Source organism: Streptomyces sp. YIM 98790, assembly GCF_011421595.1.
Lineage (GTDB): Bacteria > Actinomycetota > Actinomycetes > Streptomycetales > Streptomycetaceae > Streptomyces.
This window is the reverse complement of record NZ_WTLH01000013.1, coordinates 26,061-37,964: the sequence shown is the minus strand read 5'-3', so window position 1 is coordinate 37,964 and position 11,904 is coordinate 26,061. Positions and strand designations below refer to the sequence as shown.

The window sequence follows — 11,904 nt, the reverse complement described above, 5'->3', positions numbered from 1 at the left end:
AGGCTGCCGGGGCGGTTGACGGTTGGCTGGGCCGCGGAGTGCGCGCGGCGCGGTGTCGCTACGGATCGGTGGATTCGTCGCCGGTGGTGTTGCCTCCGCCTCCGCTGCCGTTGCCGCCGTTCCCGTTGCTGTTGCCGCCGATGAGCAGGCCGCCGCCGCTGTCGGTCTCGCCTCCGGTGGTCTCGCCCGAGGTGGTCTCGCCTCCGGTGGTTTCGCCGGTGGTGGTCTCGCCTCCGGTGGTGGTTTCGCCGGTGGTGGTCTCGCCCGTGGTGCCGCCGTCGTCGCCCCACCAGCCGCCGTTGTTGTTGCCGCCGTTGGGGTTCTCACCGCCGCACGTGGGGTCGATGGCCGGGTCGCAGGTGAGGGTCGGCGTGGGGCTGGTGTCGGTGGGCCTGCCCGGGCGGTCCGGCTTCTCCGTCTCCTCGACCTCCGGCTCCTCGGTCTCCTCGGCCTCGGTCTCGGTCGGCGTGGGCTCGGGGCTCTCCGCGCCGCCGCCGTAGTGGATGTCGCCGATCTCGGGAGCCTTGGGGAACTTGTCCTTGGGGTCGTTCTTGGTGGCCTTCTTCATGTAGGCCAGCCAGATGTCGGCCGGGTAGCTGCCGCCGGTGATCTTCTCCTGGCCGAGGGTGTTGTACATCTCCAGCATCTCGGCGTTGCCCTCGCGGTCGTCCTGGCGGAACATGCCGATCGCGGTGGACAGGTGCGGGGTGTAGCCGGTGAACCAGGCGCTCTTGTTGCCGTCCGTGGTTCCGGTCTTGGCCGCAGCCGGCTTGCCCAGCTCCTGCGCCTTGTGGCCGGAGCCGTTCTTCACCACGGAGGCCAGCACGTCGGTGACGTTGTCGGCGACGTCCGAGGAGAACGCCCGCTTCAGGGACAGCTTGTGCTCCCACAGCGTGCCGTCCGCGTCCTTGACCATGGTCACCGAGTACGGCTCGGCCTGCTCGCCGCTGGCGGCGAAGGTGGCGTAGCCGGTGGCCATCCGGATGGCGCTGGGCGAGGCGACACCGAGGGCGAAGGTCGGGACGTTGTCGTTGATCTCCTGGCCGAGACTGTCCCGGCGCAGGCCGGCGTCCATGGCGGCCTGCGCCACGGTCTCGATGCCGATGTCCATGGCGAGCTGCACGAACGGCGAGTTGGCGGAGACCTCCATGGCCCGGCGGAGGGTGATGTCACCCTGCTCGCCGCCCTCGTAGTTGGGCTGGCGCCACTCCTCGTCCTTCTCGTCCTTCCACACCGTGCCGTCGTAGCGCCGGATGACCATTTCGTGCTCGCTGTTGTAGACCGCCTCCGGGGAGAGCCGCTTGCGGTCCTCGGGGCCCTGCTCGGGCCCCTTCTCCGGGTCGCGGATGCCGTCCCGCATGGCCGCCGCGAGCACATAGGGCTTGAAGGTGGAGCCGACCAGGATGTCCTCCCGGTTGGCGTTGTTCACGAAGTGCTCGGTGGCGGAGACGCCACCGTAGACGGCCACGATCGCGCCGTCGCGCGGCACCACCGAGGCGCCGGCGAACTGGACGTACTTGTCCTCTTCCCTCTCCTCCGGGTCCAGCTGCTCCCGGACCGTGTCGACCGCCTCCTCCATCTGCTTCACCTTCTTCTTGTCGAAGGTGGTGTAGATGCGGTAGCCGCCGTCGTCGAGCTGCTGCGAGGTGAGGATCTCCTCGTTGATCAGGTACTGGTCCACCAGGCCGGTGAGGTAGCCGATCTGGCCGGCCTTGTTGGTGGCGGGCTTGGGCTCGACCGGCATGGGGAACTCGGTGTACTCGCTGCGCTCGGAGGCGTCCAGCGTGCCGACCTCCACCCGGCGGTCCAGAATCCACTCCCAGCGCTCCTCGGCGCGCTGATGGTTCCCCTCGGCGGCCTCCGGGCCGCGGGTGCCGCCGTGCGGGTCGAAGTAGTCGGGTCCCTTGAGCAGGGAGATCAGGAAGGCCGACTCGCTGGCGTTCAGTTCCTCGGCGTCCTTGTTGTAGTACGCCCGCGCGGCGGCCTGCACGCCGTAGGCGCCGCGGCCGAAGTAGGAGGTGTTCATGTAGCCCTCAAGGATCTTCTCCTTGGGCTCCGTGGCACCCACCTTGATGGAGATCAGCAGCTCCTTGGCCTTGCGGGTGACGGTCTGGTCCTGGACCAGGAAGTTGTTCTTGACGTACTGCTGGGTGATGGTGGAACCGGACTGGGTCTCCTCGCCGCGCGCCATGTTCACCACGGCGCGGGCGATGCCGACCGGGTTGATGCCGCTGTCCGACCAGAAGGTGTGGTTCTCGGCGGCGATGGCCGCGTCCGTCAGATGCTCCGGCATCTGGTCCAGCGGGATGTTCTGCCGGTTGTAGTCGCCGCCACCGGCCACCACCATCTCGCTGCCGTCGGCCCAGTAGTAGACGTTCTTCTGCGACTGCGCCCAGATGTTCTGGTTGGGCACGTCGACCATGGCATAGGCGATGCCGACCAGCCCGATGAGCGTCCCCAGGAACAGGAACGCCATGCCCAGCCACTGCTTCCAGGACGGCACCCAGCGGCGGATGCCGCGCTTGCCCCAGCGCGGGTAGTCGATGATCCGTTTCTTCGGCGGCGGCCCGGCAGCCGCCCGCCGGGCCCGCCGGCCCCCGTTGCGGACCGGTGGCGGCTCGCTGGCGCTGGCCGCCCGGCGCCGTCCTCCGCCGCGCTCCTGGACCGCACGCCGCGCCTCGGCCCGGGAACCGTAGGGGCGCTCCGGCGGCGTGCCGTACCCGCCTCCGGCCGGCTCGCGGGGCGGCGGGGCGGCCGCCCGGCGGCCGGTCGCGGCACGCCGGCCACGCTGCGGGGGCTTGCGACGGTGCTCGCTCATGGGACAGCTACTCCTAGAACAGAGGTAGACGCCTGTAGCCAGCAGGCTCTTCCTGGCAGTCTTCGCTCCCCCGATCCGTGGTCCGCCCGGATATCGCTCCGGAAGCCCGGACGCACGTCACCCGAGACGAAGACGCCGTGGGAGCGTCCTGGGTTCCCGGTGGTCGACTGCACGGGGCCAGCGTACGCAGCGTGGCAAGCCCGGTTTCCGGCCAGCCAGGGCAAGGCAGACATTTTGCTCCGCGTGAAGTGAAGATGTGACCCCCTTCACTCCGTCTTCACCGGGCGTGGCCTTGCCGAGATCAACACGCCGCTCTATCGTGTGGATGTATCGAATCGATACATCGCACCGGTAGACGCCGGTAGACGCCGACGGGCCGGGGACGCCGGCGGCCGCCGGCGGAGTCGGCAGAGACCGACACCTAGGAGAGAAGGAGGTGACCGCAGAGATGAGCCGACGCTCCGGAGTGCTGGAGTTCGCCATCCTGGGGCTCCTCCGCGAAGCCCCGATGCACGGCTACGAGCTGCGCAAACGGCTCAACGTCTCGCTCGGTGTGTTCCGTGCCTTCTCCTACGGCTCCCTCTATCCGTGCCTGAAGACGCTGGTGCAGCGGGGATGGTTGGCCGAGGAGTCCGGGGCGGGCCCCGAGGACTCCCGCGCGGTGTCGCGGCGGGCCAGGATCGTCTACCGCCTCACCGCCGAGGGCAAGGAGCGCTTCGAGGAGCTTCTCGCCCAGACGGGACCCGACAGCTGGGAGGACGAGCACTTCGGCGTGCGGTTCGCCTTCTTCGGCCAGACCTCACGGGATGTGCGGATGCGCGTGCTGGAGGGCCGCCGCAGCCGGCTGGAGGAGCGGCTGGCCAAGATGCGCGCCTCGCTGTCCAGGACCCGGGAGAAGCTGGACGAGTACACCCTCGAACTGCAGCGCCACGGAATGGAGTCCGTGGAGCGCGAGGTCCGCTGGCTCAACGAGCTGATCGAGAGCGAGCGGGAAGGGCGTGAGCAGCAGGGGGAGTCCCGGCCCACGCCGGACGGCGCGCGGGAGCAGCGCCACGGCCGGCCGCCGCGCGGCAGGACAGCCGCGCCGGGCGAGGGCGGCACGGCCGCCGACACGGGCGGACCGCCGAAGGACCGGGGGATCGTCCCGCCGGATCCGTCCGAAGACACCACGACGTGAGAGCCCGCCGCGCGACAGCGGGCGGGACTCGCCGAAATCACTGAGAACACCTAGGGAGCAGCCGGAATGGGTTCGGTTCGCGTAGCCATCGCCGGGGTCGGCAACTGTGCCGCCTCGCTGGTACAGGGCGTCGAGTACTACAAGGACGCCGCCCCGGACAGCAGGGTCCCGGGTCTGATGCACGTCCAGTTCGGGGACTACCACGTCTCCGACATCGAATTCGTCGCCGCCTTCGATGTGGACGCCAAGAAGGTCGGTACCGACCTCGCCGACGCCATCGGCGCCAGCGAGAACAACACGATCAAGATCTGTGACGTGCCTCCGACCGGGATCACCGTCCAGCGCGGCGAGACCCACGACGGTCTGGGCAAGTACTACCGGGAGACCATCACCGAGTCGGACGAGCGGCCGGTGGACGTCACCCAGGTGCTCCGCGACACCCGGGCCGACGTGCTGGTCTGCTACATGCCGGTGGGCTCCGAGCAGGCCGCCAAGTACTACGCCCAGTGCGCCCTGGACGCCGGGGTGGCCTTTGTCAACGCCCTCCCGGTCTTCATCGCCGGCACCAAGGAGTGGGCGGACAAGTTCGAGGCGGCCGGTGTGCCGATCGTCGGCGACGACATCAAGTCCCAGGTCGGTGCCACCATCACGCACCGTGTGATGGCCAAGCTGTTCGAGGACCGGGGCGTCATCCTGGACCGCACCATGCAGCTGAACGTCGGCGGCAACATGGACTTCATGAACATGCTGGAGCGTGACCGGCTGGAGTCCAAGAAGATCTCCAAGACCCAGGCCGTCACCTCCCAGATCCCCGACCGCGACCTGGGTGAGAAGAACGTCCACATCGGCCCCTCCGACTACGTGGCCTGGCTGGACGACCGCAAGTGGGCGTACGTCCGGCTGGAGGGCCGCGCCTTCGGCGACGTGCCGCTGAACCTGGAGTACAAGCTGGAGGTCTGGGACTCCCCCAACTCCGCGGGTGTGATCATCGACGCGCTGCGCGCCGCCAAGATCGCCAAGGACCGGGGCATCGGCGGCCCGATCCTGTCCGCGTCCTCCTACTTCATGAAGTCGCCGCCCGTGCAGTACTTCGACGACGAGGCCCGCGAGCAGGTGGAGAAGTTCATCCGCGGTGAAGTCGAGCGCTGAGCCCGGGGCGCTGAGCCCGGGGCGCTGAGCCTGCGGCGCCGGGCAGCGGAATGCAGTGACGGGGCGGCCCCGCCGGAATCATCCGGCGGGGCCGCCCCGTCACTGCCCGTGCCCGCGCGCCCGGGACCGTCCAGGGCGCGGCGCGCCGCAGGCCGGGATCAGCGGTCGACGAGGCGGTCGAACTGGGTGGTGGTGTGGCGCAGGATCGCCTTCATCTCGTCCCCCGGCTTGGGCGCCCGCGCTTCGGCCGGGATGAAGACGATGGACACCTGCATGTGCGGCGGCTCGGCGAACCAGCGCTGCTTGCCGTCCCAGACGAACGGCGAGAGGTTGCGGTTGACCGTGGCCAGCCCGGCCCGGGCCACGCCCTTGGCGCGCGGCGTCAGCCCGTGCAGCGCCTTGGGCGCCTCCAGCCCCACCCCGTGCGAGGTGCCGCCGGAGACCACCGCCAGCCAGCCGTCGCCGGGCGACTTGGTCTGCCGGTAGCCGAACCGCTCGCCCTTGACCACCTCGTTCACGTCCAGCACCGAGCCCCGGTACTCCATGGAGTCGTGGTCCCCCAGCCACAGCCGGGTGCCGATCCGCGCCCGGAACCGGGTCTGCGGGAACTGCTGCCGCAGCCGGGCCAGCTCATTGGCGGTGAGGTGGGAGACGAACATGGTGTCCAGCGGCAGCCGGGCGGCCCGCAACTGGTCCATCCAGCCGATGACCTCCTCCACCGAGTCGGTGCCGTCGGTGCGGTCCAGCGGCAGATGGATGGCGAAGCCCTCCAGCCGCACGTCCTCCAGGGCGGCGCGCAGCTTGCCCAGTTCCCCCGGGCGCACGCCGTGCCGCTTCATGGAGGACATCACCTCCACCACCACCCGGGAGCCGGGCAGCCCGTAGACCCCGTCCACGGTGGAGGCGGAGCGCACCACCCGGCTGGGCAGCGGCACCGGCTCCTCCTCGCGCCGGTACGGGGTGAGGACCAGCAGGTCGCCGCTGAACATGTCCTTCATCCGCATCGCCTCGTAGGTCGTGCCCACGGCGAGCAGATCGCACCCCAGCATCGCCACTTCCTCGGCCAGCCGTTCATGGCCGAAGCCATAGCCGTTGCCCTTGCAGACCGGCACCAGGTCGGGGAAGTTCGCGCACATCGAACGCTGGTGGGCACGCCAGCGCTCGGTGTTGACGTAGAGAGTCAGCGCCATGGCCGCAGAACACCTCTTCTGTTCTTGCTTCGCCTCACGGTGTGGGGCGTGGTCGGACGATGCGGTGTGGGGGTGCGGTTCAGCGGCGGGACATGTAGATGTCCAGCGCCTTGTGCAACAGCTTATTGAGCGGGAAGTCCCATTCGCCGAGGTACTCGGCAGCCTCCCCGCCGGTGCCCACCTTGAACTGGATGAGCCCGAACAGGTGGTCCGTTTCGACAAGGGCGTCGCCGATGCCGCGCAGATCGTAGACATGGGCGCCCATGGCGTGGGCGTCCTGGATCATCCGCCACTGCACGGCGTTGGACGGGCGTACCTCGCGCTTGTGATTCGCGGAGGCACCGTAGGAGTACCACACGTGGCCGCCCACGATCAGCATGGTGGTGGCGGCGATGACCTCGCCCTCGTGCCGGGCCAGGTAGAGCCGCATCCGGTCCGGCTCCCCCACCCCCGCGGTCTCGGCGTTCAGCGCCTTCCACATCCGCTGGAAGTACATCAGCGGGCGGGGCCGGAACCGGTCGCGCTCGGCGGTCACCTCGTAGAGCTCCTGCCAGACGGGCAGGTCGTCGTAGCTGCCCTGCACCACCTCGACGCCCGACTTCTCGGCCTTCTTGATGTTGCGCCGCCACAGCTGGTTGAAGTCCTTCTGGATCTCCTCCAGCGAGCGCCCCTTCAGCGGGATCTGGAAGACGTAGCGCGGCTGCACGTCACCGAAGCCCGCCCCGCCGTCCTCGCCCTGCTGCCAGCCCATCCGGCGCAGCCGGTCCGCCACCTCGAAGGCGCGCGGCTCCAGCGTGGTCGCCTCGATGTCCCGCAGCCGGCGCACCTGGGGGTCCTGGATGCCCGCCTTGATCGCCTTGGCGCTCCAGCGGCGGATCACCACCGGCGGGCCCATCTTCACGGAGAACGCGCCCTGCTTCTTCAGGTGGTCCAGCATCGGCCGCAGCCAGGACTCGAGATCGGTGGCGAACCAGTCGATCACCGGGCCCTCGGGCAGATAGGCGAGGTAGCGCTTGACCCGGGGGAGCTGCCGGTACAGCACCAGTCCCGCGCCGACCAGCCGGCCGGACGGGTCGTGCCAGCCCAGTGACTCCGAGCGCCACTCGGCCTTGACGTCACCCCAGGCAGGCACCTGCATGTGGCTGGCCGACGGCAGCGAGCGGATGTACTCCAGATGCTGCTCGCGGCTGATGGTGCTCAGGCTCAGACTCATTCGGGGCGCTCCTCCGGCGTGCACTCGCGGGATCTGCCGGAAGCCTACTGTGGCGCGGCGCCCGGTCCGGCGGCGAAGGCACCTGCCGCGGTGAAGCGGGGTGGGCGGGGTGATCGGGGGGAAGCAGGGTGGGCGGGGTGATCGGGGGGAAGCAGGGTGGGCGGGGTGAGCGGAGACGGGTGCGGCCGTGGGACGGCCGGTCAGCCGAACAGGCCGCCGTTGGCCATGCCCAGATAGAATCCCACTCCGGCCCCGCCCAGCCCGATCACCACCAGGAACCGCTCGGCCGTGGTTGCGGAGATCATCTGGGCGTAGGCGCCGATCGGCAGGCCGATCAGCCCCACCCAGGCGGCCACCATGTTCAGGTCCGGCAGGAAGCCGAAGATGAAGGCGACCGTGCCCAGCACCAGGGTCACCAGGGCCAGGGCGTTCTCGCGGGGATGCGGGCGGCCGTCGGTGTTGAGGAACGACAGGGGTCCGTGGACTGCCTGGGCCATGCGATACCTCCCGGGCGTGAGCCTTCTTCTACCGAGTGTGGCCTCATCTGCCCGGATTTCAACCGGGCGGTCGTCAACCGGTACGCTGGGCCGTCTGCCGGGCGCCCCCTCGCAGGGCGCCGCGCCCGGCGGTGCGCATCGAACCTCCTGCCACGGACAGTCCGTGGCCGCCTGAGTCCGAAGGAGGTGGGTTCCACATGCGTCACTACGAGGTGATGGTCATCCTCGACCCCGATCTCGAGGAGCGTGCTGTCTCCCCGCTGATCGAGTCCTTCCTGTCGGTGGTCCGTGAGGCCAACGGCAAGGTGGAGAAGGTCGACACCTGGGGCCGCCGTCGTCTCTCCTACGAGATCAACAAGAAGCCCGAGGGCATCTACACCGTGATCGACCTGCAGGCCGAGCCTGCGGTCGTGAAGGAGCTCGACCGTCAGATGAATCTGAACGAGTCGGTCATGCGGACGAAGGTCCTCCGCCCCGCCACGCACTGAGTCCGGCACTGTCCGGGAGCGGTGTCAGAGCCACGCGTCATCATCGCAGCACCAGCAGTTAATCCCCGCCGAGAGGTTCCCCATGGCAGGCGAGACCGTCATCACGGTCGTTGGCAACCTGGTCGACGACCCCGAGCTGCGCTTCACCCCCTCCGGTGCGGCCGTCGCGAAGTTCCGCGTGGCGTCCACACCCCGTACGTTCGACCGGCAGACCAGTGAGTGGCGGGACGGCGAGCCGCTGTTCCTCACCTGCTCGGTCTGGCGGCAGGCGGCGGAGAACGTCGCCGAGTCCCTGACCAAGGGCACCCGCGTCATTGTCCAGGGCCGTCTGCGGCAGCGGTCGTACGAGGACCGGGAGGGCGTCAAGCGGACGGTCTTCGAGCTGGAGGTCGACGAGGTCGGCCCCAGTCTGCGCTATGCCACCACCAAGGTCAGCAAGTCCAGTGGCCGTGGTGGACAGGGCGGCGGTTTCGGCGGCGGCCAGGGCGGCCAGGGCGGCGGCTGGGGTTCGGGCCCCGGCGGCGGCCAGGGCGGCGGCGCGCCGGCCGGCGACCCGTGGGCCACTTCCGCTCCGGCGGAGGGCGGCCAGGGCGGCGGTGCCGGCGGCGGCTGGGGCGGTGGCTCGGGCGGCGGTTACTCGGACGAGCCCCCGTTCTGATCCTTCGGTGCCCCGCCGTCCCGGATGCGGCCGGTGGCCGGCCCGCATGGGCCGGGCGGCGGCGGAAACCCGCCGGAGCGGGCGGACGGGCTCATCCCACCCACCCTCTTGTGAACTCAACGGAGAAGCACCATGGCGAAGCCGCCTGCGCGCAAGCCCAAGAAGAAGGTTTGCGTCTTCTGCAAAGAGAAGATCAGCTACGTCGACTACAAGGACACGAACCTGCTGCGGAAGTTCATCTCCGACCGCGGCAAGATCCGTGCCCGCCGGGTCACCGGCAACTGCACCCAGCATCAGCGGGACGTCGCCACGGCCGTGAAGAACAGCCGTGAGATGGCGCTGCTGCCCTACACCTCCACCGCTCGCTGAGGAAGGGGGACACCATCATGAAGATCATTCTGACCAGTGAGGTCTCCGGTCTCGGCGCCCCCGGCGATGTCGTCGAGGTCAAGGACGGCTACGCGCGCAACTACCTGCTTCCGCGGCGGGTGGCCATCCGCTGGACCCGGGGCGGCGAGAAGGACGTCGAGCAGATCCGTCGCGGTCGCAAGATCCGCGAGATCGCCTCCATCGAGCAGGCCAACGACGTCAAGGCGCAGCTGGAGGGCACCAAGGTGCGCCTCCGGGTGCGGGCCGGCACCGGCGGCCGGCTGTTCGGTTCGGTCACCCCGGCCGAGATCGCGGACGCGGTCAAGAGCGCGGGCGGTCCGGACATCGACAAGCGCCGGATCGAGCTGGGCCGGCCCATCAAGAGCCTGGGCGCGCACAAGGTCTCGGTGCGGCTGCACCCCGAGGTGCTGGCCACGGTGAACATCGAGGTCCTCGCGGCCAAGTGAGCCCGCAGCGGTGCGGCGTCCGGCCCGCCACCCCCTCGCGGGGCGGCGGACCGGACGCCGTCCGTCGTTTCCGCGTGCGGTGCGGGAGGTGCGTGCGGTGCGGGCGGTGCGGGCGGTGCGGGCGGGCGTCAGGCGCGGACGGCACCGGTGACGATCCACCGCCCGCCGCGGGCCCGCAGCCACAGGGTGAGCCAGCGGACGGACATCATCAGCCCGGCGAAGACCCACCACAGCGCGGCCAGCCCGCCGCCCAGCTCCGGCACCAGCAGCGCGGCCGGGGCGAAGACGGCCAGCGTCGGCAGCATCGCCCGGGCCAGGTAGGGGCCGTCTCCGGCGCCCATCAGCACCCCGTCCAGCACGAAGACCACCCCGCTGACCGGCTGGGTGACGGCCACGATCAGCAGGACCGGCAGCAGCTGCTCGCGCACCTGGGGGTCGTCGGTGAACAGGAGCGGGACGAACGGGCTGGTCAGCGCCAGCAGTGCGCCGAGCACCAGCCCGGAGACCGCGCCCCAGCGCACCATCCGGCGGCAGGCCGCGCGGGCGCCCTCGGCGTCGCCGGCCCCCAGGTGGCGGCCGATGACGGCCTGCCCGGCGATGGCGAGGGCGTCCAGCGCGAAGACGAGCAGCATCCACACGGTGAGGGTGACCTGGTGCGCGGCCATGGCGGTGTCGCCGAGCCGGGCGGCAACGGCGGTGGCCAGCAGCAGCACGGCGCGCAGCGAGAGGGTGCGGACCAGCAGCGGCACACCCGCCCGGGCGCAGTCCCGGATACCGGCCGGGTCCGGCCGCAGCGAGGTCCTGTGGCGGCGCGCCCCGCGCACCACCAGCAGCAGGTAGACGGCGGCCATGCCGGTCTGCGCGGCGACCGTGCCCCAGGCCGAGCCCGCGATGCCCCAGCCCAGGACGTGGATGAGGAGTGCGTTGAGCGCGGCGTTGGCGGTGAAGCCGCCGATGGAGACGTAGAGGGTGACCCGGGTGTTCTGCAGTCCGCGCAGCACGCCGGTGGCGGCCAGCACGATCAGCATGGGCGGGATGCCCAGGGCGCTGATGCGCAGGTAGGTCACTCCGTGCGGGGCGGCGGTGGGGGAGGCGCCGAACGCCTCGACCAGGGCGGGCGCGGCGGGAATGAGGGCGGCGCCGACCGCCAGGCCGATCAGCAGGGCGAGCCAGATGCCGTCCAGGCCCTGCCGGATGGCGGCCGGCAGATCGCCCGCGCCGACCCGGCGGGCCACTGTCGCGGTGGTGGCGTAGGCGAGGAAGACGAAGATGTTGACCCCCGCGGTGAGCAGGGCGGCGGCCACTCCGAGGCCGGCCAGCTGGGGGGTGCCGAGGTGACCGACCATGGCGCTGTCCGCCATGACGAAGAGCGGCTCGGCGACCAGCGCGCCGAAGGCCGGCAGGGCCAGGGCGAGGATCTCGCGGTCATGGCGGCGCGGGCCGTGCGCACCGGCGCCGTCGCGGTGGCCGCTGCGGCGGCCACCGCGGACCTGGGAGGTACCGGCGACGGGTCTGGTCATGCTGTGATCCAAACATCCACAGGTAATAGATGCAATAGTCTCAAGACCCTTACTTCCGGGGAGTTGCCGAGGGTGACGGTGTGATCGTCTGCGGTCCTTGACGTGCTCGTGGCGGGGCCGCCCGGCTTTTTTCCGCCCACACCCGGTGGACAAGGAAATCCCAGTTCAGGGCGGGTGTGCGGAGGAGGCGGCGGAGAAATCCACAGCACTGTCCCCCGCTGTGTCCACAGATATCCCGCCGTCATCCACAGGCGGCGGAGCGTTGTCCACAGGGGGGTGATGCGGCCTGTGGATAACCGGGTTGGCGCCCCCGGCGCCAGGCCATACGGTGAGTCCTCGCCCGGGGTCCCGTCCCGGA

Annotated in this window: 11 protein-coding genes; 6 read left to right on the top strand and 5 right to left on the bottom strand. The window is 70.3% G+C overall.

Annotated elements, in window-relative coordinates; genetic code table 11:
* Positions 1-58: 58 nt before the first annotated feature.
* Entirely contained in the window at positions 59-2,818 is a 2,760-nt protein-coding gene (locus tag GQS09_RS04360) for a transglycosylase domain-containing protein (RefSeq protein WP_165984630.1), read from the bottom strand.
* Positions 2,819-3,266: 448 nt separating this feature from the next.
* Here GQS09_RS04360 and GQS09_RS04355 point away from each other — a divergent pair, with 448 nt between their 5' ends.
* Together GQS09_RS04355 and GQS09_RS04350 are read left to right on the top strand one after the other, a co-directional pair.
* Positions 3,267-3,995 carry a PadR family transcriptional regulator gene (locus GQS09_RS04355; protein ID WP_165984629.1) on the top strand — a complete coding sequence of 243 codons (729 nt, stop codon included), beginning with the start codon at positions 3,267-3,269 and terminating at the stop codon, positions 3,993-3,995.
* Positions 3,996-4,061: 66 nt separating this feature from the next.
* Positions 4,062-5,144: an inositol-3-phosphate synthase gene (locus GQS09_RS04350; protein WP_165984628.1), complete on the top strand. Its 1,083-nt coding sequence runs from the start codon at positions 4,062-4,064 to the stop codon at positions 5,142-5,144.
* 158 nt (positions 5,145-5,302) lie between these two features.
* Here the strand turns inward: GQS09_RS04350 and GQS09_RS04345 are convergent, their stop codons facing one another.
* The 3 genes from GQS09_RS04345 to GQS09_RS04335 all read right to left on the bottom strand — a co-directional run bounded on the left by GQS09_RS04345 (position 5,303) and on the right by GQS09_RS04335 (position 8,044).
* A complete protein-coding gene (locus tag GQS09_RS04345; protein ID WP_165984627.1) occupies positions 5,303-6,334 on the bottom strand; it encodes an alanine racemase in 1,032 nt (343 codons plus the stop codon).
* A 79-nt stretch (positions 6,335-6,413) separates the two neighbouring features.
* Positions 6,414-7,547 (bottom strand): peptidoglycan bridge formation glycyltransferase FemA/FemB family protein, encoded by a 1,134-nt coding sequence (locus GQS09_RS04340; protein ID WP_165984626.1) that lies wholly within the window; start codon positions 7,545-7,547, stop codon positions 6,414-6,416.
* Positions 7,548-7,747: 200 nt separating this feature from the next.
* Positions 7,748-8,044, bottom strand: coding sequence for a hypothetical protein (locus GQS09_RS04335; RefSeq protein ID WP_165984625.1), 297 nt, complete (start codon positions 8,042-8,044; stop codon positions 7,748-7,750).
* A gap of 197 nt (positions 8,045-8,241) precedes the next feature.
* On the opposite strand from GQS09_RS04335, the gene rpsF reads away from it, so the two are divergent.
* The 4 genes from rpsF (at position 8,242) to rplI (ending at position 10,026) form a co-directional block, all read left to right on the top strand.
* A complete protein-coding gene (gene rpsF, locus GQS09_RS04330) occupies positions 8,242-8,532 on the top strand; it encodes a 30S ribosomal protein S6 (RefSeq protein ID WP_165984624.1) in 291 nt (96 codons plus the stop codon).
* An 82-nt stretch (positions 8,533-8,614) separates the two neighbouring features.
* Positions 8,615-9,190, top strand: a complete 576-nt coding sequence (locus tag GQS09_RS04325) for a single-stranded DNA-binding protein (protein WP_165984623.1) — start codon at positions 8,615-8,617, stop codon at positions 9,188-9,190.
* Between the two features lie 132 nt (positions 9,191-9,322).
* Positions 9,323-9,559, top strand: coding sequence for a 30S ribosomal protein S18 (rpsR, locus tag GQS09_RS04320; protein ID WP_003978893.1), 237 nt, complete (start codon positions 9,323-9,325; stop codon positions 9,557-9,559).
* Positions 9,560-9,576: 17 nt separating this feature from the next.
* Positions 9,577-10,026: a 50S ribosomal protein L9 gene (rplI, locus tag GQS09_RS04315; protein WP_165984622.1), complete on the top strand. Its 450-nt coding sequence runs from the start codon at positions 9,577-9,579 to the stop codon at positions 10,024-10,026.
* A gap of 128 nt (positions 10,027-10,154) precedes the next feature.
* Here the strand turns inward: rplI and GQS09_RS04310 are convergent, their stop codons facing one another.
* Positions 10,155-11,546 carry an MATE family efflux transporter gene (locus tag GQS09_RS04310; RefSeq protein ID WP_165984621.1) on the bottom strand — a complete coding sequence of 464 codons (1,392 nt, stop codon included), beginning with the start codon at positions 11,544-11,546 and terminating at the stop codon, positions 10,155-10,157.
* Between the last annotated feature and the right edge of the window lie 358 nt (positions 11,547-11,904).